Raw genomic sequence first — 26,960 nt, 5'->3', positions numbered from 1 at the left:
CAGGTCGACGAGATGCCGAAGGGCCACCCGCTTGTAGGGGGAATGCTAGCTCGGGCAGCCCGTTAAGGTGTCGTGCACCATCGCCTTTGCCGCGTTAGTAACTTTCTCACTACCGCTCGCGAATTCCACTGCGCGTCCTGAGCGCGTCCTGGCCTTATATGCCCTGTTCAAGCCGAGAGACAGCGCCTCAAGCATCTGGGTAACTAGCGAGGAGCCAGGTTTCTGGGGTGCAACGTTGAATGGGCCACGGGCTTGCACCCAACCTGCGTTACTCAACGCGAGTACTCCCTGCCGGCCCTCAAGTTGCTCGTGGATTCCTTCGAGCAGCGGCTCTTCGGGATGGTCTACTACGTACTCAGCTTCCTCGTCAGTGAGAGGAAGGTACAGCCACAAGCCGATGTCCGAACCATGTCCGAAGAATTGCCAGAACAGAAGTGCCCCAAAGTCGGTCGCGACGAGCCCGGCGCTAGGCCGCCCATTGAAGGAGCTCAGCTCCACTCCGTCTGGAGCAGTCGCAAGCCACGGCCTGCTGTCCAGGCCGGGCGCGTTGCCTCCCAGTGTGTCCATGGGCTCTACTCCTCCTCTGCGCTGGTATGAGTGCCGTCTAAGACCAGGAGCTCCAGCATGGGCTCTCCTTGCGAGCTCCACCAGTCTTGTGCGTTCCACCCTTCGGGTGACTTCACACTCACATGGTACGGGATGCGGGCGCTCGGAGTGTGACGAACATCATACCCTGCCGCTCTTAACGCTCCTACCTCGAAGTATCTCACTGCGTCATGCGGTCCACACGTCTTGTGAGCACATACGTACGCCATGGCCTCTCTGACCGTATGCTTCCCGACGAGCATGGAGACGTCTTCCTCCCCGTTGCTGAAACGGGGTTGCCCCCTGAAGTCCATGAGGCCAGGCAGCGCTTGACCGTACTGCGTCAGGATCTCATCATCCTCAAGGAGTCTTGGGGGCGGCTTCTTGTCGCGATCGCGACTCCAATTTGGTTGCGGCAAGAACCCTCCCTCCGAACTTTTTGATCTATAGGGTTGTCGCCATGCTGGCGGATTGTGTTTCACGATGTCGGTCTCGTTCTTGTAAGAACAGTGTGTCAAGACTGAATCGGATTTGATTCACCAAATTGTCGGCCAGGTTGGCCCTTGCTAACGCGCGAGTCGTTGCCTGTCTGGCGCGACGAGCTTTCTCGCGCTGCTCGCGATCTGCCTGAGCTCAGTTGCCGGTATAGCCAGTAACCAACGCTTAGCAGTGCCTGTCTGTGAGTAGTACCGATGGCTTGGAGGCCCGCATCTGTGCAGATGACGTCGCATAACGATCGAGGATGACCGTTGGTCTTGATCGACGTCGGATCAGAAGGTCAGGGGTCCTCCTCCGGGAGAAGCTGGGCCTGTTGTGCTTTTCACCCTGAGCCCGATGACCGGCCCGAGCAAGCAGCGATCCGGAGGCTCAGGCCGGCCACTTGCCGTTGCACCCGTTCGGCGTCCTCGCCGCGGCCCAGCTGCCGGTACAGCTCCACTGCCTCCCGCCACACCGCGCGAGCCCGATCAGCCCGGCCGAGGGCCGCGTACGGTCGGCCTACCGCGTCGAGGGTCCTGGCGACTTCGTAGGTGTGGCCGATAGCCCGGCGCAGCGTGAGAGCTTGCTGGTAGTGGCAGACCGCCTGACGATTGCGGCCGGTGTGGTGATCAATGTAGCCCAGGCTGTCCAACGTGATCGCCTCACCGTCGAGGTCCTGGTGGCGGCGCTGCAGGACGAGCGCGGCCTGGCAGTTCCGCCGGGCCTGCTCGTACTCGCCGAGCTGGGCGGAGATCCAGCCCACCAGGTTGAGCGTGGCGGCGTGCCACACCGGATCGTCGAGGGTGCGGAACAGGTTCAGGGCGTGCGTGGCGTGCTCGAGGGCCGGCCGCGATTCACCGCGCTGCTCCCGGGCCCGCGCGAGTGCGTGGTGGGCGAGCGCCTGGTTGGCGCGGTCGTCGTGGAGGCAGGCGACGGCGAGGGCGCGACGCAGGTGGTCGATCGCCTCGTCGAGCCGCCCCAGATCGGCGTAGGCACGTCCGAGACGCAGGTGCGCGCGGATTTGGCTGACGGGATCGGGGAGGTGCTCCGCGGCGCTCGCGCCGGCCTGGAACACGGCGAGCAGGTCGTGGCGGTGCCCCCGGCGGAAGTGGAAGGTGTAGACGGCGCAGGCCAGCTGCCAGACCGTCCGGTGCCATTCGTTCGAGATCGCGACGCGATGAGCGGCCAGCAGGCACGCCTGCTCGGTGTCGAACCAGGCGAGGGCCGCCGTGGCGTCGGGCAGCGGGTGGGGGAGGCAGCCGGGCGCGGGCGGATCGAGCCGGATGGGCGGCCGGTGGGGGTCCAGGAACCGGTCGGCGGCGTCGGCCGTGTGCAGGTAGAAGGCGACGACCCGGCGCAGGGCCGCCTCCCGGTCGGCAGGGGGCTGGTCCTCGCGGGCCCGGTTGGCGGCGTAGAGCCGGACCAGGTCGTGCATCCGCCACCGGCCGGGAACGTGCTGGTGCACCAGGGAAACCTGGTCCAACGCCCGCAGCTCCCGCCGGACCTCGTCGAGGGGCAGGCCGGTGAGGGCGGCCGCGGCGGGCAGGCCGATGTCCGGCCCCGGCGCCAGTCCGAGGAGGCCGAACACCCGTGCCTGCCCGGGAGTGAGGGCGCGGCAGGACCAGGACAGCACCGCCGGCACGCCCGCGCCCTGTTCGGGGTCGTCCAGGGCGGCCAGCCGCGTCGCGGCGTCACGCAGTTCGGCGGCCAGCGCCGCCAACGGGAACTGCGGGTGAGCCAGGGCCTGCGCGGCGACGATGCCCATCGCCAGCGGGAATCCGCCGCAGCAGGCGACCAGTTCGGTGACCGCGCCGGGTTCGGCGGCGGGCCGCTGGGTCCCGATCCGGGCCTGCAGCAGCTGCCGGGCCGCGGATTCGGGCAGCACGTCCATCGTCAGCGGGTGGGCGCCGTGCGCGGTGACCAGCCCGGACATCCGGTTGCGGCTGGTGACGAGCACCGCGCAGCCCGGGCTGCCCGGAAGCAGCGGCTCGAGCTGGGCCAGGTCGCGGGCGTTGTCCAGGACGAGCAGCATCCGCTTGCCGGCGAGCAGGCTGCGGTACAACCCCACCTGCGCGTCCAGCTCGGCCGGGATGGCCGAGGGCTCGACGTGCAGCGCCGCCAGGAATCCGCGCACCGCCGTCTGCGCGGGGAGCGGATCCCCGGTGGGGTCGAAGCCGCGCAGGTTGACGAACAGCTGCCCGTCGGGGAAGCGGTCGATGTGCCGGTGGGCCCAGTGCAGGGCGAGCCACGTCTTGCCGATGCCGCCGGTGCCGCCGATGGCGGAGGTCACCACGGTGCGGCCCGGCTCGGCCTGGTCCCGCATCGCCGCGGTGAGTTCGGCGAGTTCGGCGACCCGGCCGGTGAACGGGCGGGGCGGGGCGGGCAGCTGGCGGGGGACGGGTGCCCGCCCGGCCCCGTCCGGCTCGGCGGTGCGGACGCGGTGGTGCCCCTGCCGCAGCGGTGCGCCGGTGCCGATCCCCAGGTGCTGCTTGAGCGGTGCCGAGGGGCGGCCGCTCCGGTGGTGGGCGGGCAGCAGGCGGCCGGCCGAGCTCTCGGCCTGCCGGACCACCGTTGCCGGCGCCGGTGTTTCCTTGACGAGCATCGCGTGCGCCTCGGCCAGGCCGGGGCCGGGAGCGACGCCCAGTTCCGCGGCGAGCCGCCTGCGGGTCGCGTCGTACACGGAAAACGCCTTGTCCCGCTGCCCGGCCGCCGTGTACATCCGGACGAGCACGGCCGCGAGGGCCTCGTCCAGCGGGTGCGTCGCCGTCTCCTCGATGACGACCGGCAACGCCTCGGCGGCGCTTCCGGTGGCGAGCAACGCCTCGGCGTAGGCCAGCACGGCGTCACGCCGGGCCTCGAACAGGGTGAGAACGGTCGGATGGCCGCCCAGCGCAGGCAGGTCGGCGAGTGGCTGCCCGCGCCACAACCCGAGTGCCTCGCCCAGCATCGCCGCCGTCTGGTCCGACCGGCCCGCCAGGCGCGCCTGCTCCGCGGCCTGCAGCCGGCGGTAGAACCGCTCGACGTCGTTCTGCTCCGGGGAGATCCGCAGGGCGTACCCGTCGCCGACCGTGGGAATCCGCTGGCTGCGCGCGTACGCGTGCCGCTCCGGGTCGAGCAGTCGTCGCAGGTGCTTCACGTGCGTCTGGATGATGTTCGTCGCGCTCGGTGGCGGCGTGCCGTCCCACAACGCGTCGACCAGGGTGGTCCGCCGGAGAGCCCGGCCCCTGGCGAGGGCGAGCACCCCGAGCAGGGCCCGGCGGCCCGGCGGACCGAGGTCGAGTTCCTCGCCGTCCCGCCACACCCGCACCGGCCCCAGCACCTGTACCTGCACAGCACCTCCCCGGTTGCGCAGCAACAGGTCGCCCACTCTTCGCAGGGATGCGCGCACTGTCAATGGGGAGGCTGGAAGCAACAACGTCCGGTGCTCCGACCGTTGTGGGTAATTGGACCGAACAACGCAGGAAGCCTTCGGGGGAACCGGTCCTCTCCGCTGTGCGGGGGAGAGGACCGGTCCGGTCGGACGTCCGGTTCAGGCGAGCTGGTTGGCGCCGAAGTTGACCAAGCTCGCCGGCGGACCGCAGATGGCCCGCGAGTTGTAGGTGCCCACGGCGCGCATGACGGCGCTGACCAGGTGGCGGCCGTCCGTGCAGTTCACCCAGAGCTGGATGGCGCCCTGCGTGACGTTGCAGGTGAAGTCGATGACGTAGTAGGGGGAAACGCTGTAGTAGTTGCAGGTGAAGACCGCGTTGACGGTGTCGGTTCTCGCTTCGCCGCTGCTGCTGCTGAGTTGCTTCGAGGTGTCGGTGACGGGCTTGGCGAAGGTGGTCCACCCCGCGGTCGCCGCGGTACCGGTCCCGGGCGCCGCGGACGCTGCGCCCGGGGCGACGGCGAAGGCGGCGATGAGAGCCGCCAGGACAACCGTGGGCTTCGCCACCGAGGCGAGGAAGCCGCGAGCAGAGAATGGCCTGCGCATAAGACATCTCCTGGAGTCGATCGGCCGGAACGGGGGACCCGTCCGGTGCTGACGGGCACCAGCCTGCTGCGCGTCCTTGGACGCCGGCTGGACAGCGATTGGACGCGCGTTCCAGCCGGTCCGGCACCGGCTCGCCCGAGCCGGCGACACCTGGCGCGGGAAGCCGCGACCGCTGGTCGAGAGAGCGCTTACCCATGGCGCAGCTCGCGCCCCGATGGGCAGCGATCCCTGCCCGTACGGGACTGCCGGTCAACGGGTCGTCACCGGTAGTGTCCGGTCACCACTGTCGGAAAGGCCTGCTCGCGGGCCGCCAAGGCCCGCCTCCGGTCGGAAAGCCGGTGCCCCGTGGAAGAACACGCCGAACTGCAGCCGGAACCGCAGCGTCGCCCGGTCCGGGCCGCCGGTGGTCCGCCGGTGCACCCGCTCCTCGGCTGGCAGCGGCTCGCCGGGAACCAGGCCGTGGTCGCGATGCTCGGGAAGAGCGAGCCGACGGTGCAGCGGCTGATGGTGCGGATGCCCAACCCCTACGGCGAGGGCATGCACAACATGGTCGGCAACGCCGAGGTCGACGAGATCGAACAGTCGCTGACCGCGAAGGGCGCCGCCGGGGCCGGCGGGAAGCACGCCTGGAGTGGCTCGTGGACCCTGCCCCCGACCCCCACCACCGAAGCCTCGGTCTTCTACGGCCACGGCAACCGGGCGAAGCTGGGCGGGATCGCCCCGGCCGACTTCGTCGCCGAAGTCTCCGACGACCAGCGACAGCTGAAGCGGGACACCGCGTTCAAGTTCGTGGCCTGCGGCGGCGGCCGGGCCCAATCCGCCGAGGGCTTCGCCTACGGAAATGAGGTGGCCGAATTCCTCCGGCTTTCGCAGGCCGCCGGGTCGGGCGAGGCGTGGAGCGGGGCGCTGAAAGCCACCGAGGGGCTGGTCTACTACACGAACACCTACAAGACTGTCGTGCCGGAGATCCCGCCGGCCATCGACAAGCTGCTGGCGTCGCGGACCGCCATTGCCGAGTCGAACGCGCGCAAGACCGTGACCGCCATGGTCAAAGATCGGCTCAACCCGTTGCCCCCGGCCCGGCGGGCCCAGGACTTCGCCGAGTTCCGGGATGCGGTGGCCACCTGGTACGAGACCAAAGCCGCCTTGGCGCGCCGGGCGGAGAGCGTGCGCAAGATCGGCATTCCGGTCGGCGGGCTGTCCAACACGTGGCTGGGCGGCAAGCTGAACAACGCGATGGACACCATGTTCGGCGGTGACGTCGGTTGGCTCACCCTTCGGCTGGCCTTCCTGCAGTCGCTCTCGGCCGACAACTGCCTCGGCGACGTGTGGCAGTTGTTCGCCGGCATCGAAGACGACATGAAAAAGGTGGCCAAGCAGATCTGGATCGAGTTCCGGGACGAACTCCAGCGCAAGGCCTCCGTCCCGGACCGTACTGCCGGCCAGGCCGCCAGGATCGGCACGTACGACCCCCTCACTGCGGCGAGCCCGGACGAGCGCTTCGCGAAGTGGCAGAACTTCGGCGACGTGCTGTGGGCCCAGTGGAAGGCGGACCGGGTGCAGGGCGGCGGCAACCCGACCTGAGCGCCACGGAAGGAGCGGCGGCCGGTGCGCACCGGCCGCCGCTCTTTCGTGTGCGCAGCGTCACCATTCGGACGCGGCACGCGGGTGGATCAAGCATTGGTCTCGACCATTAACCACGCTCCGTGGTGACACTTCCGTAATTGGTCTGGACCACGTAACGTTTGGGCAAACGGCGCAAAACACCGCCCTGGTCCCCGCCGGTGGTGTTGGTGTCCGCCGTCCTGCACCTGGCTCAAGGGAGAGCGATGTCCAGAAAGAGATGGCACCTCCTCGGTCTTCTCACCGCGGTCGGCGCGGTCACGGTCGGTCTCGTCACCGTGCCGGCGAGCGCCGCCGGTGGTGTCAGCGCCGCCTTCACCAAGGGGTCCGACTGGGGCACCGGGTACGAAGGCAAGTACACGATCAACAACGGCTCCGGCGCGACGCTGCCGAGCTGGACCGTCGAGTTCGACCTGCCGAGCGGCGCGAAGATCTCGTCCCTGTGGGACGGCAGCTACACCGCGTCCGGGCAGCACGTCATCGTCAAGAACAGCTGGAACGGCAACGTCGGCAACGGCGGCAGCGCCAGCTTCGGCTTCAACGTCGCCTACTCGGGTAGCTACGCGGCGCCGTCGAACTGCAAGCTGAACGGCGGCTCCTGCGACGCCGGCGGTGGCACCCCCACCACCACGCCGACCACCCCGACGCAGCCGACCACCACGCCGACCACCCCGACCACGCCCACCACCCCGACGACGACCACGCCGCCCCCGCCGGGCGGGCTGAAGAACGTCGGCTACTTCGTGCAGTGGGGCGTCTACGGGCGCAACTACCACGTCAAGAACATCGAGACGTCCGGTTCGGCCAGCAAGCTGACGCACATCAACTACGCGTTCGGCAACGTCAAGAACGGCCAGTGCACCGCGAACGACGACCCGTACGCCGACTACCAGAAGACCTACGACGCCGCGGGCAGCGTCGACGGCGTCGCCGACACCTGGGACCAGCCGGTGGCCGGCAACTTCAACCAGTTGCGCAAGCTGAAGAAGCTGCACCCGGGCCTCAAGGTGATCTGGTCGTTCGGCGGCTGGACCTACTCGGGCGGCTTCGGCCAGGCGGCGCAGAACGCGGCCGCGTTCGCGCAGTCCTGCTACAACCTGCTCAAGGACCCGCGCTGGGCGGACATCTGGGACGGCATCGACATCGACTGGGAGTACCCCAACGCGTGCGGCCTGTCCTGTGACACCAGCGGTGCCGCGGCCTACAAGAACCTCCTGGCCGCGCTGCGGGCGAAGTTCGGCTCGTCCTTCCTGGTCACCTCGGCCATCTCGGCCGACGGCAGCAACGGCGGCAAGCTCGACGTCGCCGACTACGGCGGCGCGGCGCAGTACGTCGACTGGTTCAACGTCATGACCTACGACTACTTCGGTGCCTGGGCCCCGCAGGGCCCGACGGCTCCGCACTCGCCGCTCACCAGCTTCAACGGCATCCCCACGCCGGGCTTCTACTCCGACGCGGCGATCCAGAAGCTCAAGAGCAAGGGCGTCCCGTCGAGCAAGCTGCTGCTGGGCATCGGCTTCTACGGCCGCGGCTGGACCGGCGTCACGCAGGACGCCCCGGGCGGCACCGCGACCGGCCCCGCGCCGGGCACGTACGAGCAGGGCATCGAGGACTACAAGGTCCTCAAGACCAGCTGCCCGTCGACCGGCACCGTCGCCGGCACCGCGTACGCCAAGTGCGGCAGCAACTGGTGGAGCTACGACACCCCGGCGACCATCGGCGGGAAGATGTCCTACGCCAAGCAGCAGGGTCTCGGCGGCGCCTTCTTCTGGGAGCTGACCGGTGACACCGCGGGCGGCGAGCTCATCACCGCGATGAAGAACGGCCTGTCGTGAGCCGCCGGTGGTTGCCCGCACTCGGGCTGGCGGCCGCGGCCGCCACGATCGGCGCGATGTTCGTGATCGCGCCCGCGAACGCGGCGGGCGGCGTGTCCGCGACCTTCACCAAGGGCTCCGACTGGGGCACCGGGTACGAGGGCAAGTACACGATCGCCAACGGCTCGGGCTCGACGTTGCCGAGCTGGACCGTCGAGTTCGACCTGCCGTCCGGCGCGAAGATCTCGTCCCTGTGGGACGGCAGCTACACCGCGTCCGGGCAGCACGTCACGGTGAAGAACACGTGGAACGGCAACGTCGGCAACGGCGGCAGCGCCAGCTTCGGCTTCAACGTCGCCTACTCGGGTTCGTACGCGGCGCCGTCGAACTGCAAGCTGAACGGGGGTTCCTGCTCCGCCGGGGGCACACCCCCCACGACCACGACGCCTCCTCCGACGACGACGACGACCCCGCCCACGACGACCACCCCGCCGCCGGCGGGTGGCCGGGGCGCGCCCTACCTGTACATGGGCTGGGGCAGCCCGCCCAACCCGCAGACGGTGATGTCCGCGACCGGGGTCAAGTGGTTCACCATGGCGTTCGTCAACGCCTCCGGTGGCTGCAACCCGGCGTGGGACAGCAGCCGTCCGCTGTCGGGCAGCGCGGACGCGAACGCCATCGCGCAGATCAAGGCGGCGGGCGGCCAGGTCGTCCCGTCGTTCGGCGGCTGGAGCGGCAACAAGCTCGGCCCGAACTGCTCGACGCCGGCTGCGCTGGCCGGGGCGTACCAGCAGGTGATCAACGCGTACGGGCTGAAGGCGATCGACATCGACATCGAGAACTCCGACGAGTTCGAGAACGAGGCCGTGCAGGACCGCATCCTGAACGCGCTGAAGATCGTCAAGCAGAACAACCCGGGGATCCAGACGATCCTGACCTTCGGCACGTCGACGACCGGCCCGAACTACTACGGCAACCGGCTCATCGACCAGTCGAAGGCGCTGGGCGCGAACGTGGACGTGTTCACGATCATGCCGTTCGACTTCGGCGGCGGCGCGAACATGTACAACAGCACGGTGAGCGCGGCGAACGGCCTGCGTGACAAGCTGAAGTCGACGTTCGGGTGGTCGGACGCCACGGCGTACGCCCACCTGGGCATCTCGGGTATGAACGGCCTGTCGGACCAGCAGGAGCTGACGGATCTGTCGACCTGGACCCAGATCACCAACTGGGCTAAGTCGAACAAGATCGCCCGCCTGGCGTTCTGGTCGGTCAACCGCGACCGGGGCTGCCCCGGCGGCGGCGTCCAGTCGGCGTGCAGCGGCATCGCCCAGAACGACTGGGACTTCACAAAGGTGACAGCGGGCTTCTGACGCCCTCGTGAGTGGTAAGGAGGGTTAGAACCCTCCTTACCACTCACGACATCCTTTTGGCGGCGTCGCCGATTGCCTGGTCCAAAATAGACACTCCGAGCGCGATCTCCTCTTCGGACGCCGTCAGCGGGGGTGCGATCCGGAACACCCCGCCCATCCCGGGCAGCTGCACGATGTTCATGTGCAGCCCCAGTTCCAGGCAGCGCTGCGTGACCCGCGCGCCCAGCTCGTCCGAACTCCGCTTGGTTTCGCGGTCCACCACCAGCTCCACGCCGGCCAGGAGGCCGCGGCCGCGGATGTCGCCGACCACCTCGTGCCGGGACGCGAGTTCGTCGAGGCCCCGGCGCAGCAACGCGCCCAGTTCGAGGGCCCGCGAGTCGAGGCGGTCGCGGGTCAGCACGTCCAGCACCGTGTTGCCGACCGCCGCCGGGAGCGGGTCGGACACGTGCGTCGTGAAGAACAGGAAGCCGCGGTCGTGGGCCTCCTGCTCGATTTCCGCGCTGGTCAGCACCGCGGCCAGCGGCAGCCCGGCGCCGAGCGTCTTCGACAGCGTCAGGATGTCCGGGACGACGCCGTCGCGCTCGAACGCGTACCAGTTTCCCGTGCGGCACAACCCGGTCTGAGCTTCGTCGAGGATCAGCAGCATGCCGCGTTCACGGCATTTCTCGGCCAGGGCGGCGAAGTACCCGGGTGGTGGCTCGATGATGCCGCCGGAGCTGAGGATCGGCTCGACCAGGCAGGCGGCCAGGCTGCCCACCGACTGCGCGTCGATCAGCTCGAACCCGAAGTCCAGCTGGCGACGCCAATCCAGCGCACCGGACGCGTCGGTGAAGTCCGGCCGGTACGCGTTCGGCGCCGGGATGGCGAAGTTCCCGGGCGCGGCCGGGCCGTAGCCGCGGCGGCCCGCGCTGTAGGTCGCGCTCGCCGCCGCCTGCGTCATCCCGTGCCACGACCGCGCGAACGAGACGATCTCGTGCTTGCCGGTGACCAGCTTGGCCAGCCGGACGGCGGCCTCGTTCGACTCGGCACCCGTGGTGAGCAGCAGCGCCTTCTCCAGCGGCGCCGGCAGCGTCTCGGCGAGCCGCCGGGCGAGGTCGACGACCGGGCGGCTCAGCATGCCGCTGAACAGGTGGTCGAGCCTGCCCACCTGCCGCCGGACGGTCTCGACGATCTCCGGGTGCGCGTGCCCGAGGATCGCGCTCATCTGGCCGGACGTGAAGTCGAGGATCCGGCGGCCGTCTTCGGTGAAGACGAAGCTGCCCTCGGCGTGGTCGATGATCTCGCGGGTGAAGGCGCCGCCGTACCGCACGAGGTGCCGGTCGACGTCGGCCCAGAAGGAGTCAGCCATGGCTTCGACGGTAAGTCCGCGGCGAGCGACACGTCCATCTCACAATTCCGGCTTTCCTGTTCGGTTTCGCCGAACAAAGATGGCGGCATGCTGAACCCGTGGCGCCTGCGCCTGCTGAGCCGCCTCGACACGCTGGGCACGGTCCGCGCGGTCGCACAGGACGCGAACCTGAGCGCGTCGAGCGTGTCGCAGCAGCTGGCCGTGCTCGAAGCGGAAACCCGCACCCAGCTGCTGGAACGCACCGGCCGCCGGGTCCGCCTGACACCGGCGGGGCTGATGCTGGCCCGCCGCGCGCGGGCGATCCTCGACCACTTGGACACGGTCGAGGCGGAGCTGCGCAGCCTGAGCGAGGAGCCGGCCGGCCTGGTCCGGCTGGGCGCGTTCCAGAGCGCGATCCACACCCTGGCGGTCCCGGCGGTCACCCGGCTGGCGCACCCGCACCTCGAGGTCCAGCTGCTGGAGCTGGAGCCGCACGAGAGCATCCCGGCCCTGCGCGGCGGCGACGCCGACGTCATCATCACCACGACCGATTTCGTCGAGCTGCCACTGGGCCCCGACCTCGACATCATCCCGCTGGCCACGGACCCGATCGTGCTGGTGACCCCGCCGGACGCCCCCCGCGGCCCCGCGGTGCTGTCGGCGTACGCGGACGAGCCGTGGGCGCTGGACGTGCCCCAGTCGTACATGGCGAACCTGACGCTGCGCCTGTGCCGCGAGTCGGGTTTCGAACCGCGGGTGGTGTGCCGCTTCAGCAACTACCTGATGACGCTGCAGCACGTCGAAGCGGGCTTGTCGATCGCGCTGCTGCCGGGCTTGGCGGTGGACCGCCGCTATCGCGTGGCAACGCGGGAGCTGGCCACCCCGGTGACGCGCACGATCGCGGCGGTGGTCCGGCGGGGCTCCCCACCCCGGGCGGCGGTCAACGTGGTGCTCGAAGCCCTGCGGCAGCTGCCGGACCCGGTGGCGCAGGTCAGACCTCGGTCTTCTCCTTGACCGGCAGCGCCGGGCTCGCGCCCCACGCCAGTTCGGTGACCACGCGCACCGCGGCCGGGACCGCGGCGCCCACCTCCGCGGACAGGCCGATCCCGCCGTCGACGCACGCCGGTTCGCAGGACAGCACCAGGACGCGGCCCGCGTCGCCGCCCAGGAGGCGGAGGAGGCGGACCACCGCGTCGCCCGGGAGGTCGTGCGTTTCGGTGGCCGAGGTCAAGGTCAGCGTGCCCGGTGGGCCGCCGTGCGGGGTGGCGTCCAGGAGGATCGTCGTGTCGTAGCCGCCGGTCAGGTCGTACGCCAGGTGGACCGTGGCGATGTCGTAGTCGGCGATCTGCACCCACGGGGGCAGGCCCGCCCGGTCCAGTTCCCTGATCACTTCGACACCGAAGCCGTCGTCGTGCAAGAAGACGTTGCCGATACTCGCGACCAGGACTCGTGGCCTCATTGCGCAACCTCCTGGGGTGCGCTCTCAGGCTAGAACTGTGAATTGGATCACACAATAGGGTCAGTGCTGGTGTTCACGCTCGTCCTGCACGGTTTCGGCGCGCGCCAGCCACAGGTCGGCCTCGTGTGACGCGCCCCGCGCCCGCAGCATGCGCGCCAGGCTGAGCATGCCCTGGACGTCGCCCGTCTCGGCGGCGCGGCGGAACCACTGCTCCGCCGCCGCCAGGTCCTCGCGGTGCTCGGCGAGGTGGCCGAGGTTGGTGAGGGCGGGGATGCTGCCGTGCTCGGCGGCCTTGCGGTACCAGGCGGCGGCTTCGCCCTCGTCGCCGCGGTTGCGGGCCAGGACGCCGAGGTTCGTCATCGCCGCCGGGTCGCCGCGCTCGGCCGCGTCGAGGTACCAGTTCTCGGCTTCTTCGAGGTCGCCGCGGCGGTGCAGCAGCAGCCCGAGCCGGGTGATCGCCTCGACGTGGCCGCCGGTCGCGCCCTGGCGGTACCACCCTTCGGCGTCGGCCGGCCTGCCGAGCCGTTCGGCCTGCCTGCCGAGCTGGCAGGTGGCCGCGAGGTCGCCGGCCTGCACGGCGGACCGCCACCAGCGGGACGCTTCGGCGGCCTGCCCGCGGTCGCGCAGCACGATGCCCAGGTCGACCATCGCGCCGGTGTACCCCGCTTCGGCGGCCTGGCGCAGCCACGACTGGGCCTCTTCGCCGTGCCCCTCTTCGCGGAGCAGCCGTCCCAGTGCGGCCATCGACGGCAGGTCGCCGGCGCGGGCCGCCTCGCCGTACCAGTGCCGGGCGTCTTCGCGCTTGCCGCGCCGCTCGTAGGACTTGGCGAGGAACTGCATCCCGTGCGGCTCGCCGGCCAGTGCGGCCTCGTGGTACCAGCGTTCGGCCTCGTCCGCCGCGCCGCGTTCGGCCAGCAGGTGGGCCAGCGCCGTCATCGAGACGCGGTCACCGCCCATGGCGGCCTTGCGGTACCACGACTCGGCCTCGGCGAGCTCCCCGCGTTCGCGCATCGCCGCGCCCATGCGGGCCATGGCGACGACGTTGCCGCCCTCGGCGGCTTTGCGCTGGAAGAACTCGTCGAACTTCTTGAGCCGGCCGGGCATCGGCTGCTCCCTCCGGATGGGTCCTGCTCCGGTAGTCGCAGTTGATCGGCTCCGTGTGACACGTCCGCCGTGGGTGGGCGACGTCACATTCGCGCCAGGTCGTCGTGTCGGCGCGGTTGTCCCGCGCCGGCAGAGGTGAGACTACGCCGCGCGACGGCGCAGGTGAGAGGAGAAAATCGTGGCGGCCCGAGGCTTTCGGCTCAGCGTGACGCAGCGAACTCTGCTGGTAATCGCGGTACTGGCCGTCGCGCTCTTCGGGTACTGGGCGACGCGGGGCGCGGGCGCGGCCCCGCCGCCGTCCTCGGCACCGGTCCCGGTCAGCGCGGGCGACGCGCAGAAGCAGCTCGACGAGCTCACCATCGCCGCGCGGACCTCGATGGACGGTTACTCCCGTGAAAAGTTCCCGCACTGGGACAGCCAGGGGTCCAATTGCGACACCCGCGAGGTCGTCCTCAAGCGCGATGGCAAGGACGTCAAGACGGACAAGGACTGCAAGCCGACGTCCGGCACCTGGACCAGCGTCTACGACGACGAGACCTGGACCAAGCCCACCGACCTCGACATCGACCACATGGTCCCGCTCGGCCAGGCGTGGGCGAGCGGCGCGAAGGCGTGGACGACCGAGAAGCGCGAGCAGTTCGCCAACGACCTGACCCGCCCGCAGCTGTTCGCCGTCACCGACAACGTCAACCAGCAGAAGAGCGACAAGGCGCCCGACCAGTGGAAGCCGCCGCTGGTGGCGTTCTGGTGCACCTACGCGACCGACTGGATCGTCGTGAAGCACTACTACGGGCTGACGATCACCCAGGCCGAGAAAACGGCGTTGACCGACATGCTGCGCCGCTGCTGAGCTGGCCGGCGTGACGACTTTCGCGCTGATCCACGGAGGCGGCGGCAGCGGCTGGGACTTCCACCTGCTCGTCCCGGAGCTGGCCGCCCGCGGGCACGACGCCATCGCCCCGGACCTGCCGATCACCGATCCCTCGGCCGGGCTGACGGAGTTCACCGACACGGTGCTGGCCGCGCTCGGCGACCGCACCGACGTCGCCGTCGTCGGCCACTCGTACGGCGGGTTCACCGCGCCGCTCGTCGCCGCGAAGGTCCGGGCGCGGCTGCTGGTCTACCTGGCCGGGATGATCCCGGCACCCGGCGAACCGCCGGGGCAGTGGTGGGGCAACACCGGTTTCGAGGCGCCGAAGGGGCTGAGCGAGACCGAGCAGTTCTTCAACGGCGTCCCGGCGCCGCTGGCCGAGGCGTGCCAGGCGCACGGGCGCGAGCAGGTGAGCAAGGAGTGGGACGAGCCGTGGCCGCTCCCGGCCCACCCGGACGTCCCCACCCGCGTGCTGCTGGCCCGCGACGACCGGTTCTTCGTCCCGGACTTCCAGCGGCGGGTGGCGCGCGAGCGGCTCGGGATCGAGCCGGACGAACTCGACGGCCCGCACTGCGTCCCGCTCAGCCACCCGGGCGCACTGGCCGACCGCCTGGTGGGTTACCTGTAGGCGTTGCGCCGATCGGCGATAAAAGGTCTAGACCTATTGACGGAGTGGTCCAGGCCACTTACGGTCTTGACCAGCGGCGAACCCGCTTGCGTCACCTCCACCCCGGTCCCCACCACGGAGGTTTCCTCGCCATGCGCCTTGCCCACGTCCTCGCGCTGGCCGCCTTCGCGGCCGGCAGCGTGCTCGTCGCCCCCGCCGCCTCGGCCGCGACCCTGCCCGCGTGCCAGCACTTCTACTCCGGCCCGATCCCCGACCGCCCGGTCACCGGCGGGCACGGCCCCGGCACGCTCGCTGGCGCCGTCGACGTGAGCAACCGCCTGCCCGCGCCCGGCTCGGTCAGCGGGGGACTGGGCACCGACGGCAAGGTCACCTTCACCTTCGCCAGGGTCGCCGGCGCGAAGGCCTACCGCGCGTTCCGCAACGGCCAGGCCCTGCAGTGGATCAGCGACTGGGGCCAGCCGACCCTCACGGTCACCGACGCGAGCCCGTGCCAGAACGCGAACTACCAGCTCTACGCGATGACCGCGGAGGACAACTCGCCGGGCTCGCTCGGCCAGATCTCGACCGCCTACCGCCTCGACGGCGCGGACCGGCTCGCGGCCTACCGCGTCCCGGCGGGCACCACGCTGAACTACCGCGTCACGTCGTACAACGACGTCGCCCAGACCGCGCTCGGCTACAACGCGGGGCCGGGTTTCTGCGCCGTCGACGCCCGGAACATCCCGTGGGGCACCCGGTTCACCGTCCCCGGTTACGGCGAGTGCTACGCCGCCGACATCGGCAGCTGGATCAAGGACGACATCGTCGACGTCTGGCTGCCCGGGTCCCAGGCCGACGCCTGGGGCATCCAGCGGCTCACGCTCACCGTGCGGTAGACCACCCGGCCGCCGAAAGGCCGTGACGGCCTCCTTGCCGACGTCCCCCAACTGCCCCGGCAAGGAGGCTTTCACGGGGGTCCGGGTGGCGGAGCCCCCGGCCCGGGGCGGAGCCCCGGATGGCACGGGCCTTCGCGGGTCACCAGCGGTCGAGGTGCAGGACCTCCTCGAGGGGCTGCCGCGCCGCCGGCTTGAACGTCTCGCCCGTGTAGAACGCCGTCGGGATCAGGGCGGCCTGGTGCACGTTCTTCGGCAGCTCCAGCACCTCCGCCGCCTCCTGCTCGTACTTCAGGTGCAGCGTCGTCCACGCCGTGCCCAGCGTCACCGAGCGCGCCGCGAGCATGTAGCTCCACGCCGCCGGCAGCAGCGAGGCCCACAGGCCGGCCTGGTTGCCCGCCGGCAGCTCCGCCGAATCCGTCTCCAGGCAGGGGACGACGAGCACCGGCACGTCACCCATCCGGTCGGCCAGGTAGGCGACGCTGTCGCCCACGCGCTGCTGCACCTTCGACCGCTCGGGGTCGTCGGCGAACAGCTTGCCCGCCGCCCGCGACGACTCCAGGTACTCCTGGCACGCCCGGCGGTAGATCCCGCCGAGCGCGGCGCGCTGCCCGGCGTCGGTGACCACCAGCCACTGCCACCGCTGGGTGTTGGAACCGCTCGGCGCCTGCAGGGCCACCTGCACGCAGTGCTTGACCAGGTCGAGCGGGACCGGGCGCTCGAGGTCGAGGCGCTTGCGGACGGTCCTGGTGGTCGTCAGGAGCTCTTCGGGCGTCATCATCGGCCCATCATGCCGGGCCTACCAGCGATCGTGCACCAGCGGCCGGATCAGCTCGTCGTAGGTTTCGCGGACGCCGGCCAGCGCCTCGTCGGACAGCGGGGGCAGCGCGGCCGCCGCCGTGTTCGCCGAAGCCTGGGAAGCGTTGCGGGCGCCCGGGATGACCGTGCTGACCCCCGGCTGGTCGATGATCCAGCGCAACGCGAACTGCGCGAGCGTCTGCCCGGACGGCACGAGCCCGCGCAGCCGCTCGACGGCCGCCAGCCCGACCTCGTAGGGCACGCCGGAGAAGGTCTCGCCGACGTCGAACGCGTCGCCGTTGCGGTTGTAGTTGCGGTGGTCGTTCTCGGCGAACTCCGTGTCCGCGGTGTAGCGGCCGGACAGCAGGCCGGACGCCAGCGGCACCCGCGCGATGATCCCGGCGCCCGCCTCCGCCGCCGCGGGCAGCACGCGCTCCAGCGGCTTGAGGCGCAGGCAGTTGAGGATGATCTGGACGGAAGCCACGTGCGGCCGCGCCAGCGCGGTCAGCGCCTCCTCGGCCGTCTCGACGCTGACGCCGTACGCCTTGATCCGGCCTTCGTCGACCATCGCGTCGAGGGCGTCGTAGACCGCGTCGGAGGAGTACACCGGCGTCGGCGGGCAGTGCAGCTGGACCAGGTCGAGCGTGTCGACGCCGAGGTTGCGGCGCGACCGGTCGTTCCACTCGCGGAAGTTCGCGGCGACGTAGTTCTCCGGCACCTGCTCGACCCGGCGGCCCATCTTGGTCGCCACGAAGACGCCGCCGCGCTCGGTCAGGAACCGGCCGACCAGCCGCTCGCTGCGGCCGTCGCCGTAGACGTCCGCGGTGTCGAAGAAGGTGACACCGTTGTCGGCCGCCGCGTGCAGCACGGCCAGTGCGTCGTTCTCGTCGACCTCGCCCCAGTCCGCGCCGAGCTGCCAGCAGCCGAGCCCGACGACGGACACCTCGCGGCCCAGACGGGCGATCTTGCGGTTCTCCATGCCGCGATCCAAGCACACGCGCCCGCCTATGATCGGCCGTCATGGCCATGACTTCGGGTCCGGACGGGCTGGGGACCCGGCTGCGGCACGTCCTCGAGATCCTCGACGGCGACGTCGCCCGGTTCCTCGCCGACATCGGCCTCGAGGGCTACCGGCCGCGGTACTCGCCGGTGGTGCGGGCGCTGCTGGCGCGCGGCCCGCTGGCCATCCGCGACCTCGCCGCCGAGATGCGCGTGACGCACTCGGCGGCCAGCCAGACCGTTGCGCAGATGAGCCGGGCCGGCCTGGTGACGCTGGAACCGGGCGCCGACGCCCGGCAGCGGATCGTGTCGCTCACCGCGAAGACCCGTGATCTGCTGCCGCTGATCGAGGCGGAGTGGGCGGCGACGACCGAGGCGGCGGCCGCGCTGGAAGCCGAGCTGCCGTACTCGCTGCGGGCCCTGCTGGACGCGATCGTCGAAGCCCTCGACCGGAAGCCGTTCCGGGAGCGGATCGGCGAGACCGATGCCGCGCGGAAGGTGCGCTGATCAGGCGGGCGGCACCTGGAAGACCGCCCAGACGTACTTGCCGGCGGGGCAGCGTTCGAAGCCCCAGTCGAGTGACAGGGCCTGCACCAGGACGAGCCCGCGGCTGCGCGCCTCCGCCGGGGACGGCGCCCGCAGCGCGGGCAGCCGCCGTCCGGTGTCGTAAACCCGCAGCGTCACCCGCACGCCGTCGTACTCCAGCTCGAGCCGCTGCGGCCGTTCGCCGTGCTCGAAGGCGTTCGTGACCAGCTCCGACGTCGCGAGCAGGATGTCGTCGAACTGGCACTCCTGCAGGCCGAGGCGCAGCAGCGTCTGCCGCACCTCGTGCCGGGCCAGCGCCGGAGCCGTGACATCGGCGGGGAGGAGCACCCTCAGCGGGGCGGCCGGCGCAGCTGCGCGCTGCGGCATTCTCGACGTCGTCATCCGGTCCCCCTCCCAGTGAGTTCGGTACCGCCCGCGAAATACCCAGGCGGTCGTTCGGCTAATCAGGTGCCGTCGGCGAGCTCGGATTCGTCCAGTCCGGAGCGCAGCTTCTTGAGCGTCGCAGCGAGTAGCCGTGACACCTGCATCTGGGACACCCCGACGCGGCGCGCGATGTCCGACTGGCTCATCCCCGAGCCGAACCGCAGCGCGACGATCTTGCGCTCCCGCTCCGGCAGGCTCTCCAGCATCGGGCGCAGCGCTTCGCGCAGCTCGGCCTGGCCCAGCTCGGCGTCGGGCGCCCCGAACCGGGTGTGCGCCGCGTTCTCCAGCAGGTGGTCCAGTGACGCCCCATAGCGGCCCTGACCGGCGCGGAGACCTTCGAAGACGTCCTCGACGGGCACGCCCAGCCGGGCCGCGATCTCACTCGGCTTCGGGGCGCGTGAGAGCTGCACGGTGAGCTCTTCGCGCGCGGCGGAGATGTTCGCGTTCAGCTCCTTGAGCCGCCGCGGCACCCGCACCGACCAGCTGTTGTCCCGGAAGTGGTGCCGCAGCTCGCCGGAGATGGTCGGCACGGCGAAGGCCAGGAAGTCCGTCCCCTGGCCGGGGTCGAACCGGTCGACGGCGTGGATCAGCCCGACCGTGGCGATCTGGACCAGGTCTTCCATCGCCTCGTCGCGGTTGCGGAACTTCCGGGCGAGGTTGCGCGCCAGCTCCAGGTGCGCGCGCACGAGGGTGTCGCGGATGCGCTCCCGCTCCGGCGAGTTCGCCGGCGCGGCGGCGAGTTGGGTGAACAGCGCGCCGACGTCGAGGTCGTCCCCGCTGCTCCCGGCGGGATCGCTCACGAGTCCGCCGCCTGGCTCTCCCGGACGAGGTCGACCCGGGACAGGTAGCGCCCGTTCTCCGGGGTGATCGTGCGCTCGGCGGTCGTCGCCAGCGCGGTCAGCAGCTGCCACGACAGGCCGGCGTCGTCCTCGTGGTCGGCGCTGTCGGCCAGCACCGAGACGGAAACCTCGATGCGCGGCCCGTTCCACGAGAAGATACAGGTCAGGCGCCCGTCCGAGCTGGCGGGGAGCAGGAGCGAGCAGGCTTCGTCCACCGCCATCCGGAGGTCCTCGACGGCGTCGAGGTCGAAGTCCTGGCGCATCGCGATGTCCGCCACGATGGTCCGCAGGGTCGGCACGACGTGCGGGATCGCTGCCGTCCGCACCTCGATGACCTGCGCGCCTTCCGGGACGAGCGGGGCGTTGTCCTCCACGTTTGTTCCTTTCTCCGCACTCGCGCTCCAGGTGATCGGCGGTGTCCTCCACGCCCGGCAGCGAGATGCCCGTGGGGTGAGCAAACCAAACCCGGGTTTGATCCGCTCCACCGGCGGGCATGTAGCGGTCGACATGCTGATCCTGGGAAAGGCGGGGACGACATGGCTGACGTGAGCCGGCTGCCCAATGTGGTTGCTGAAGAGTGGGACTGGCAGCTGCACGGCTCGTGCCGGGGCGCGGACAGCAGCCTGTTCTTCCACACGGACAACGAGCGGGGTTCGGCGCGGGAGCGGCGCGAGGCGCGGGCGAAGGCGATTTGCCAGTCCTGCCCCGTCCTGGCCCAGTGCCGTGAGCACGCGATGACCGTACAGGAGCCGTACGGCATCTGGGGCGGCCTCGGCGAGATCGAGCGGCGGCAGCTCTTCCTGCGCCAGCGCCGGGCGGCGCGCAAGGCGATGAGCACGCACTGAGCAGCGCGCTGAACAGGCAGGATTTGATCGCAGGTGAGCAGTCCACGCGAAAGAGCGGCGGCCGTGGCGGGCGCGGCCGCTTCCTGGGTTAGGGTTGGCGCCGGAGTTGCCTGGACCGTGTCCGGTGCGGGGTCGTGCCCCGGGCCGCGGAAGGCACGGTGACACGGATGCCGCTTGAGACAACAGGCGCGTACCCGGCGCAGGAGCAGCGCCTGACGAGGAGAAACTGCATGCCCGCAGCCGACCAGAACGCCACCCCGCCCGGGTTCGGCATCACGCTGGACACCGACGCGACGGAGCCCCGGGTGGTGGTCACCGGCGAGCTCGACCTGCTGACCAGCCCGCAGCTGCAGGAGGCCCTGGCGGGGCTGATCGCGGACAAGCGCGCGCAGCGGGTCGTGGCCGATCTGACCGGGGTGACCTTCTTCGATTCCTCCGCGCTGAACGTGGTGCTCCGCGCACAACGCCAGGCCGGCGAGCAGGACGTCGAACTCGCGGTCGTCCCCAGCCCCGCGGTCAGCCGCGTGATCGAGCTCACCGGCGTGGCCGAACACCTGAGCGTGTCGGAAGACCCCCAGGCCTGACCGCCCGCTAACGTTCCGCCTCACTGGTTCCGCGGATCCTGGGGGCGGCACGATGATGGGGCGCACGCATGCCCTGACCGGCTGGTGCGCGGGCCTGGCGCTGGCGCCCGCGGTCGGGGCGGGTTCGGTGCACCAGGCGGTGATCTTCGCGGCGACGACGGCGGGCTTCGCCCTGCTGCCCGACCTCGACCACCCCGGTGCGAGCGCGTCCCGCCTCCTCGGCTGGCTGACCGGCGCCCTGTCGTGGGTCCTGCGCCGCGTTTCGGCGGGGTTCTACGCGCTGACCAAGGGCCCGCGCGACGAGAAGGTCACCGGCAAGCACCGCCACCTGTCCCACACGGTCCTGTTCGCGGCCGGCCTGGGCCTGCTGACGTCGTGGGGCACCACCGAAGGCGGCCCGTGGGCGGTCGTCGGCGTGGTGGTCTTCGGGTTGATGCTGGCCGAAGGCGCACTGGGCGACTGGCTCCTCCCGGTGAGCGGAGCGGCGGTGGCCTGGTGGTTCTTCACCGCCCCGCCGGACCGGGCGGGCGAACTGGCATCCATTTCGGGCTGGCTCGGCATCGCGGTGGCGGCCGGCTGCCTGACCCACTGCCTGGGTGACGCCCTGACCGAGGCCGGCTGCCCGTTCCTCTTCCCGATCCCGATCGCGGGCGAGACGTGGTACGAGATCCGGCCGCCCAAGGTACTGCGCTTCCGGACCGGCAAGAAGGTCGAGAAGCGGCTGATCTTCCCGGTGTTCGCGCTGCTCGGGGTGCTGCTGGTACCGGGGGTGTGGGACCACGCGGTGAGCACGTTCGAGCGGCTGTTCATCCCGCCGTCGAGTCAGCAGGCGACAACGCCCTGAGCCGCGCGGCCGCGGCGGCTGTGTCGGTGTAGTCGCGCGAGTGGGTGATGAGGCCGTTCCGGACGGTCATGACCATTACGTAGGTGGCGGCGAAGGCCGAGCCGCTGGCGTCGCCGTGGAGGTCGAACTCGGCCACCAGCACCGCCGGGTCGGTGGTCGCGTGGACCACGACGTTGTCGGCGCGGGCACAGTGCGCGGCATCGGAATTCTCCTGGAAGACTGGACGTTGAATCGGAACGGTGGACCCGCTTGCGACGATACGGAGCGTGCGTTCCGGTTGTCAACGAGGAGAACGTGATGGAGAAGATGCGCGCCGACGCCCGGCGCAACCGGGCCAAGGTGCTGGCCGCCGCCGAAGAGGCGTTTGCGCTCGACGGGCTGGCCGTGCCGCTCGACGACATCGCGCGGCTGGCCGGCGTTGGCGCCGGCACCGTCTACCGGCACTTCCCCAGCAAGGAAGCGCTGTTCCAGGCCGTCGTCCTCGAACGCATCCAGCAGTTCGCCGAGGAAGCCCGCGCGCTCGTGACCGCCGCCGACGACCCGGGGGCCGTCTTCTTCGACTACTTCGTCCGCGTCATCCGCCAGGCGTCACTCAACCGGGCCATCTGCGACGCCCTCGCCGAGTCTTCGGGCCACGCCTTCAAGGCCGGGGCGGGCGACGAGTTCCGCGCGGCCCTCGCGGAACTGCTCGCTCGCGCCCAAGCGGCGGGCGCCGTCCGGCCGGACATCGACGGCGACGACCTGCGCGCGCTCATCGTCGGGTGCCTCGCCGTCGAGCGGTACGCCCCCGGCAGCGAGCACCTGCTCCGCGTGGTCGTCGACGGGCTGCGCCCCGTTGAGCGGGTGCGGACCGGGTAACACGACGTAAGATCAACGCGAGTTAGTCCTCGTACCTGCGCTGCGCGTGGCGAGGGGGTGGTGCCCGGATGACTGGCCGACCTACCTGGGGTTCCGCCGCGGTGACCGGGCTGGCGGGGTTCGCCACCGGGTTGCTGGTCGCCGCGCTGCTCGTGGCCGGGCGGCCGGTGCCGCGCACCACCGAGACCTCCGACACCCCGCCGCCGACCGCGACCGTTTCCGCGGTGCCCGTCACCGTGACCGAGTCGTCGCCGCCGTCCACCGTCACCTCGGTCGTGACGCCGCCGCCGACGACCACCACCAGCGTCGTCGAGGTCACCGTGCCGCCTTCGACCACGGCGACCTCCGGTACGCCGACCTCCGCGTCGCCCGCCTTTCCGCTGACCTCCGGGTGGCGCGACTGATGATGCAACCCGGCGGGCGCGGGGCCCGTCTGGCCGGTATGCGAGCTTTCCCTTGGATCGCCGTGGCCGCCGCGTTCGCGGTCGGCTGCGCCGGGCCCGGGCCGGCGACCGCCTGCCCCGCCATCGGCTACGTGACCGGGATCAGCCTGACGATCCCGGCGCCCGCGGGCATCACCCGCGCGACGCTCGACGCGTGCTGGCGCGGGCAGTGCGTCAACCGGCCGGTCGACCTCACGCCCGAGACGACCGCGGGCGCCTCGACCTGCGTCGGCACCGGCCCGGACAGCTCCTGCGGTGCGCCGATGGTGCCGACGGGCGGCCTCCACGGCTTCGCCGAGGTGCCGGGCCTGCCCGCCGAACCGGTCCGGATCACCGTCCGGTTCGACGACGGCAAGCCGCACACCGCCGACGTGACGCCGGCCTTCAGCGAGCCGAACGGCCCCGCCTGCGGGAAGGCGGGGCCGCAGGTGCAGCTCCTGGTCGGGCCGGACCGGGAGCTCAGCCCGGTCTAACCGACGTCGCGGCGCTTCCAGCCGAGCAGCCCGGCGGCCAGCGCGACGGCCGCGACCGCCAGCAGCCAGGCGATCGGTGTCGCGGTGAACGCCTGGCCGGGGAGCTTCGGCGGGTGCTGGAACGGCGACACGTCCAGCACCGCCTGCGGCAGGTTGACGACCGGGCCGAACAGGCTGAGCAGCAGTGCCAGGGCACCGACCGCCCAGGCCGCCGCCGAAGAGCCCGGCACCAGCCCGAAGATCGCCACCGCCAGCGCGACCACCACCCAGGCCGCGGGCAGCTGGACGAGCATCCCGGCCAGGCTGTCCGCGATCGAGCCGCCGGTGTCGCCGGTGCGCAGGCCGTTGGCCAGTCCCATGAACAGCCCGCCGGTGAGCAGCAGCGCCGCCGTGCCGAAGAACGCGAACACCAGGTGGCCGCCCGCCCAGCGCAGCCGTCCGACGCTGGTGGCCAGCACCGGTTCGAGCCGGATCGCGGTCTCCTCGCCGCGCATCCGCAGCACCGCCTGGACGCCGTAGAGCGACGCGACCATGGCGAACATCCCGGCCATCGCGGCGAGGAACGCCTGCGTCAGCGCGTGGCTGCCGCCGAGCCGCGCGAAGATCTGCTGCGCCTGCGGGCTCGAACCGACCAGGTCGCCGATGCCGCTGGCGATCGAGCCGAACACCGCGCCGACCACGGCCACGCCGATGAGCCAGCCGAGCAGCGGGCCGCGGTGCAGCCGCCAGGCCAGCGCGAGCGGCGACCGCAGGCTCGGCGCCGCCGTCGCCGGGCCGGGCCGCGGCGGCAGGATGCCGACGCCGACGTCCCGGCGGGGGAGCAGCCAGTACCCGAGAGCGCCGACGACCAGCGTGACCGCCAACGGCAGCAGAAGCACCCACCAGCGTTCCCCGGCGAACGCCCGCACCTGCTGCACCCAGCCGATCGGCGACAGCCACGACAGCCAGCGGGCGTCCACAGTGGAGTCTCCGGCGCCGCGCAGCAGGAAGGCGGCGCCGACCACGGCGGTCCCGATGCCGTTGGCGGTGCGGGAGTACTCGGCGAGCTGGACGGCGACCGCCGCCACCGCGGTGAACACCAGCCCCACCAGCGCTTCCGACGCGCCGAAGGCGACCGAACCGGCCGCGGGCAGGCCCGCGCCGATCATGGTCACTGCCTGGATCAGCCCGGTGAGCACGCTCGCGCCGCCGGCGACCAGCAGCGACGCCGTCAGCGCCGCGTACCGGCCGACCACCGCGGACGCGAGCAGCTCCGCCCGCCCGGTGTCCTCCTCGGCGCGGGTGTGCCGGGTGACGGTGAAGACCACCATCAGGCCGGTGAGCAGGGCCAGGAACCCGCACATGCGCCAGGCGATGAACCCGCCGACCGTGGTCAGGTCGAACGGCGGGCCGTAGAGCAGCGCGTACGACGGGTTGGCGTTCGCGCCCGCCTGCAGGGCGAGCCGGTCGGCGACGGTCGGGTAGAACTGCGTGAACGTGTTGACCGTGCTCGCCGGGACGACGCTGAGCAGCACGATCCAGATCGGCAGGATGACGCGGTCACGCCGCAGCGCGAGCCGGGTGAGGTGCCAGGTGCCGGCCAGTTCGTGCGCGGGCGCGACCTCGGCTTCGGCACGCGAGAGCGTTGCGGTCATTTCCCACTCGCTTCGGTCGTGTAGTGGCGCAGGAACAGCTCCTCCAGCGTCGGCGGCTGGCTGACCAGGCTCCGGACGCCGACCTCGGTGAGCCGGCGCAGGGCTTCGTCGAGCGAGCGCGTCTCGACGTCGAAGCGGACGCGGTTGCCCTCGACCTTGAGGTCGTGGACGTTCGCCAGCTTCGTGAGCCCGTTCGGCGGGCCGGCGAGCTCGGCGGTGATCGACGTCCGGGTCAGGTGGCGCAGCTCGGCGAGCGTGCCGGACTCCACCGTGCGGCCGTTGCGGATGATGCTGACCTTGTCGCACAGGGCCTCGACCTCGGCGAGGATGTGGCTGGAGAGCAGCACGGTCCGGCCCTGCTCGCGCTCCTCCTGGATGGCGTACTGGAACGTCGCCTCCATCAGCGGGTCCAGCCCGGACGTCGGCTCGTCGAGGATCAGCAGGTCGACGCGCGAGGCGAGGGCGGCGACGATGGCGACCTTCTGCCGGTTGCCCTTCGAGTACGTCCGCCCCTTCTTCTTCGGGTCGAGGTCGAAGCGCTCGATGAGCTCGGCGCGGCGCTTCTCGTCCAGCCCGCCGCGCAGGCGGCCGAGCAGGTCGATCACCTCGCCGCCGGAGAGGTTGGGCCAGAGGTTGACGTCGCCGGGCACGTAGGCCAGGCGGCGGTGCAGGCTCGCGGCGTCCTTCCAGGGGTCGCCGCCGAGCAGCCGGACGTCCCCCGAGTCCGCGTGGAGCAGGCCGAGCAGGACCCGGACGGTGGTCGACTTCCCGGCGCCGTTGGGGCCGAGGAAGCCGTGCACCTCCCCGGCGGGCACCTGCAGGTCCAGGCCGTCGAGGGCCTTGGTCCGGCCGAACGACTTGTGCAGGCCGGTGACCGAAATGGCGTTTTCCATGGTTCGGAAGCTACACTTGCTTCACAAAGTTGTGAAGTTAAGAAAGTGTCTGGATTGAGTGATCTTGGGAGACGGGTACGGGAGGATGGGCCGATGACGACGCCTGACACGAAGCGAGATGAAGACGCCGTCCGCCGGTACGTCGAGAGCCTCGGGCTCGTGCTCTCGCAGATCGGCATGCAGCGCATGCCCGCGCGGGTGTTCGCCGCGCTGATGACCACCGACGAGGGCCGCCTGACCGCCGCCGACCTCGCCTCGCAGCTGCAGGTCAGCCCGGCCGCGGTGTCCGGTGCGGTGCGCTGGCTCGAACAGATCGGCCTGGTGGCCAAGGAGCGTGAGCCCGGCGAGCGCCGAGACCACTACCGGCTCTACGACGACCTCTGGTACGCCACGTTCCTCAAGCGCGACCGCATGATCATCATGTGGCGCGACGCGGCCGAAACCGGCATCGACGCCCTCGGTGAGGACACCCCCGCGGGGCAGCGGCTCGCCGAGATGCGGGACTTCCTGTCCTTCATGCTCGAGGAGCTCAACGGCATGTACGAGCGCTGGCACAAGCTCCGCGAGGAGAAGAACGCCTAGGAGCTGTCCTGTAAGTCATCGGAGCCAGAGGACGATGGCGGCGATGGTGAGTTCGGCCTGGTAGTAGGCGGCGCGTTTGGCGTAGCGGGTGGC

Annotated in this window: 29 protein-coding genes; 15 read left to right on the top strand and 14 right to left on the bottom strand. The window is 71.0% G+C overall.

Going from position 1 to position 26,960, the window contains the following annotated elements; all coding sequences use genetic code 11:
• Window positions 1-45 precede the first annotated feature (45 nt).
• From OO60_RS46915 to OO60_RS05630, 3 genes are all read right to left on the bottom strand, one after another.
• Window positions 46-567 (bottom strand): hypothetical protein, encoded by a 522-nt coding sequence (locus tag OO60_RS46915; RefSeq protein WP_162186944.1) that lies wholly within the window; start codon window positions 565-567, stop codon window positions 46-48.
• Window positions 568-1,405: 838 nt separating this feature from the next.
• A complete protein-coding gene (locus OO60_RS05635; RefSeq protein ID WP_003078144.1) occupies window positions 1,406-4,393 on the bottom strand; it encodes an AfsR/SARP family transcriptional regulator in 2,988 nt (995 codons plus the stop codon).
• A 198-nt stretch (window positions 4,394-4,591) separates the two neighbouring features.
• Complete coding sequence (locus OO60_RS05630) at window positions 4,592-5,035, bottom strand: hypothetical protein (RefSeq protein WP_240490669.1); 444 nt, start codon at window positions 5,033-5,035, stop codon at window positions 4,592-4,594.
• A 345-nt stretch (window positions 5,036-5,380) separates the two neighbouring features.
• Between OO60_RS05630 and OO60_RS05625 the strand changes: the two genes are divergently transcribed.
• From OO60_RS05625 to OO60_RS05615, 3 genes are all read left to right on the top strand, one after another.
• The gene (locus OO60_RS05625; RefSeq protein ID WP_003078141.1) at window positions 5,381-6,619 is read left to right on the top strand and encodes a hypothetical protein; all 1,239 of its coding nucleotides are present in this window, start codon (window positions 5,381-5,383) and stop codon (window positions 6,617-6,619) included.
• A 245-nt stretch (window positions 6,620-6,864) separates the two neighbouring features.
• Window positions 6,865-8,493 (top strand): glycosyl hydrolase family 18 protein, encoded by a 1,629-nt coding sequence (locus OO60_RS05620; RefSeq protein ID WP_003078139.1) that lies wholly within the window; start codon window positions 6,865-6,867, stop codon window positions 8,491-8,493.
• The gene (locus OO60_RS05615) at window positions 8,490-9,845 is read left to right on the top strand and encodes a cellulose binding domain-containing protein (protein ID WP_033260979.1); all 1,356 of its coding nucleotides are present in this window, start codon (window positions 8,490-8,492) and stop codon (window positions 9,843-9,845) included. The genes OO60_RS05620 and OO60_RS05615 overlap by 4 nt, the downstream gene beginning before the upstream one ends.
• A 43-nt stretch (window positions 9,846-9,888) precedes the next feature.
• Here OO60_RS05615 and OO60_RS05610 read toward each other — a convergent pair whose 3' ends face one another.
• Entirely contained in the window at window positions 9,889-11,193 is a 1,305-nt protein-coding gene (locus tag OO60_RS05610; protein ID WP_003078135.1) for an aspartate aminotransferase family protein, read from the bottom strand.
• Window positions 11,194-11,280: 87 nt separating this feature from the next.
• On the opposite strand from OO60_RS05610, the gene OO60_RS05605 reads away from it, so the two are divergent.
• Window positions 11,281-12,186 (top strand): LysR family transcriptional regulator, encoded by a 906-nt coding sequence (locus OO60_RS05605; RefSeq protein WP_003078132.1) that lies wholly within the window; start codon window positions 11,281-11,283, stop codon window positions 12,184-12,186.
• Here OO60_RS05605 and OO60_RS05600 read toward each other — a convergent pair.
• A complete protein-coding gene (locus tag OO60_RS05600) occupies window positions 12,164-12,631 on the bottom strand; it encodes a hydrogenase maturation protease (protein ID WP_003078131.1) in 468 nt (155 codons plus the stop codon). The two genes, OO60_RS05605 and OO60_RS05600, sit on opposite strands and share 23 nt — an antisense overlap.
• Before the next feature lie 60 nt (window positions 12,632-12,691).
• On the bottom strand, window positions 12,692-13,735 hold the full coding sequence (locus OO60_RS05595) for a tetratricopeptide repeat protein (RefSeq protein ID WP_003078130.1): 1,044 nt from the start codon (window positions 13,733-13,735) through the stop codon (window positions 12,692-12,694).
• A gap of 178 nt (window positions 13,736-13,913) precedes the next feature.
• Between OO60_RS05595 and OO60_RS05590 the strand changes: the two genes are divergently transcribed.
• The 3 genes from OO60_RS05590 (at window position 13,914) to OO60_RS05580 (ending at window position 16,109) form a co-directional block, all read left to right on the top strand.
• Complete coding sequence (locus OO60_RS05590) at window positions 13,914-14,585, top strand: HNH endonuclease family protein (protein WP_003078129.1); 672 nt, start codon at window positions 13,914-13,916, stop codon at window positions 14,583-14,585.
• A 10-nt stretch (window positions 14,586-14,595) separates the two neighbouring features.
• Complete coding sequence (locus tag OO60_RS05585; RefSeq protein WP_003078128.1) at window positions 14,596-15,234, top strand: alpha/beta fold hydrolase; 639 nt, start codon at window positions 14,596-14,598, stop codon at window positions 15,232-15,234.
• A 131-nt stretch (window positions 15,235-15,365) separates the two neighbouring features.
• On the top strand, window positions 15,366-16,109 hold the full coding sequence (locus OO60_RS05580) for a 3D domain-containing protein (protein ID WP_003078127.1): 744 nt from the start codon (window positions 15,366-15,368) through the stop codon (window positions 16,107-16,109).
• Between the two features lie 139 nt (window positions 16,110-16,248).
• Here the strand turns inward: OO60_RS05580 and OO60_RS05575 are convergent, their stop codons facing one another.
• On the bottom strand, window positions 16,249-16,887 hold the full coding sequence (locus OO60_RS05575; protein ID WP_003078126.1) for a nitroreductase family protein: 639 nt from the start codon (window positions 16,885-16,887) through the stop codon (window positions 16,249-16,251).
• Between the two features lie 18 nt (window positions 16,888-16,905).
• On the bottom strand, window positions 16,906-17,883 hold the full coding sequence (locus OO60_RS05570; RefSeq protein ID WP_003078124.1) for an aldo/keto reductase: 978 nt from the start codon (window positions 17,881-17,883) through the stop codon (window positions 16,906-16,908).
• Between the two features lie 47 nt (window positions 17,884-17,930).
• Here OO60_RS05570 and OO60_RS05565 point away from each other — a divergent pair, with 47 nt between their 5' ends.
• A complete protein-coding gene (locus OO60_RS05565) occupies window positions 17,931-18,410 on the top strand; it encodes a MarR family winged helix-turn-helix transcriptional regulator (protein WP_003078121.1) in 480 nt (159 codons plus the stop codon).
• Here the strand turns inward: OO60_RS05565 and OO60_RS05560 are convergent, their stop codons facing one another.
• From OO60_RS05560 to OO60_RS05550, 3 genes are all read right to left on the bottom strand, one after another.
• A complete protein-coding gene (locus OO60_RS05560) occupies window positions 18,411-18,830 on the bottom strand; it encodes an ATP-binding protein (RefSeq protein ID WP_033260977.1) in 420 nt (139 codons plus the stop codon).
• Window positions 18,831-18,892: 62 nt separating this feature from the next.
• Window positions 18,893-19,672, bottom strand: a complete 780-nt coding sequence (locus OO60_RS05555) for a SigB/SigF/SigG family RNA polymerase sigma factor (protein ID WP_003078113.1) — start codon at window positions 19,670-19,672, stop codon at window positions 18,893-18,895.
• Window positions 19,669-20,085, bottom strand: a complete 417-nt coding sequence (locus OO60_RS05550) for an ATP-binding protein (protein ID WP_003078110.1) — start codon at window positions 20,083-20,085, stop codon at window positions 19,669-19,671. Before OO60_RS05550 ends, OO60_RS05555 begins: the two co-directional genes overlap by 4 nt.
• A 162-nt stretch (window positions 20,086-20,247) precedes the next feature.
• On the opposite strand from OO60_RS05550, the gene OO60_RS05545 reads away from it, so the two are divergent.
• From OO60_RS05545 to OO60_RS05535, 3 genes are all read left to right on the top strand, one after another.
• The gene (locus OO60_RS05545) at window positions 20,248-20,556 is read left to right on the top strand and encodes a WhiB family transcriptional regulator (protein WP_003078106.1); all 309 of its coding nucleotides are present in this window, start codon (window positions 20,248-20,250) and stop codon (window positions 20,554-20,556) included.
• 230 nt (window positions 20,557-20,786) lie between these two features.
• A complete protein-coding gene (locus OO60_RS05540) occupies window positions 20,787-21,140 on the top strand; it encodes an STAS domain-containing protein (protein WP_003078104.1) in 354 nt (117 codons plus the stop codon).
• Window positions 21,141-21,195: 55 nt separating this feature from the next.
• Window positions 21,196-21,984 carry a metal-dependent hydrolase gene (locus tag OO60_RS05535; protein ID WP_003078094.1) on the top strand — a complete coding sequence of 263 codons (789 nt, stop codon included), beginning with the start codon at window positions 21,196-21,198 and terminating at the stop codon, window positions 21,982-21,984.
• Here OO60_RS05535 and OO60_RS05530 read toward each other — a convergent pair.
• Window positions 21,947-22,153, bottom strand: a complete 207-nt coding sequence (locus OO60_RS05530; RefSeq protein ID WP_003078092.1) for a nuclear transport factor 2 family protein — start codon at window positions 22,151-22,153, stop codon at window positions 21,947-21,949. The genes OO60_RS05535 and OO60_RS05530 overlap by 38 nt on opposite strands.
• A gap of 128 nt (window positions 22,154-22,281) precedes the next feature.
• On the opposite strand from OO60_RS05530, the gene OO60_RS05525 reads away from it, so the two are divergent.
• From OO60_RS05525 to OO60_RS05515, 3 genes are all read left to right on the top strand, one after another.
• Window positions 22,282-22,842 carry a TetR/AcrR family transcriptional regulator gene (locus OO60_RS05525; protein ID WP_003078090.1) on the top strand — a complete coding sequence of 187 codons (561 nt, stop codon included), beginning with the start codon at window positions 22,282-22,284 and terminating at the stop codon, window positions 22,840-22,842.
• 68 nt (window positions 22,843-22,910) lie between these two features.
• On the top strand, window positions 22,911-23,246 hold the full coding sequence (locus OO60_RS47370; RefSeq protein ID WP_033260976.1) for a hypothetical protein: 336 nt from the start codon (window positions 22,911-22,913) through the stop codon (window positions 23,244-23,246).
• Window positions 23,247-23,284: 38 nt separating this feature from the next.
• Window positions 23,285-23,758 (top strand): hypothetical protein, encoded by a 474-nt coding sequence (locus OO60_RS05515; protein ID WP_081655812.1) that lies wholly within the window; start codon window positions 23,285-23,287, stop codon window positions 23,756-23,758.
• On the opposite strand, the gene OO60_RS05510 is transcribed toward OO60_RS05515, so the two are convergent.
• Both OO60_RS05510 and OO60_RS05505 read right to left on the bottom strand, forming a co-directional pair.
• Window positions 23,755-25,392 carry an ABC transporter permease gene (locus tag OO60_RS05510; protein WP_051767640.1) on the bottom strand — a complete coding sequence of 546 codons (1,638 nt, stop codon included), beginning with the start codon at window positions 25,390-25,392 and terminating at the stop codon, window positions 23,755-23,757. The genes OO60_RS05515 and OO60_RS05510 overlap by 4 nt on opposite strands.
• A complete protein-coding gene (locus OO60_RS05505; protein ID WP_033260975.1) occupies window positions 25,389-26,285 on the bottom strand; it encodes an ABC transporter ATP-binding protein in 897 nt (298 codons plus the stop codon). Before OO60_RS05505 ends, OO60_RS05510 begins: the two co-directional genes overlap by 4 nt.
• Before the next feature lie 93 nt (window positions 26,286-26,378).
• Between OO60_RS05505 and OO60_RS05500 the strand changes: the two genes are divergently transcribed.
• Window positions 26,379-26,867, top strand: a complete 489-nt coding sequence (locus tag OO60_RS05500) for a GbsR/MarR family transcriptional regulator (RefSeq protein ID WP_033260974.1) — start codon at window positions 26,379-26,381, stop codon at window positions 26,865-26,867.
• Window positions 26,868-26,960: the final 93 nt, after the last annotated feature.

Source organism: Amycolatopsis vancoresmycina (assembly GCF_000716785.1).
Taxonomy (GTDB): domain Bacteria; phylum Actinomycetota; class Actinomycetes; order Mycobacteriales; family Pseudonocardiaceae; genus Amycolatopsis; species Amycolatopsis vancoresmycina.
Note: the sequence above shows the minus strand (reverse complement) of the source record. Positions and strands in the feature narration are given on the sequence as shown.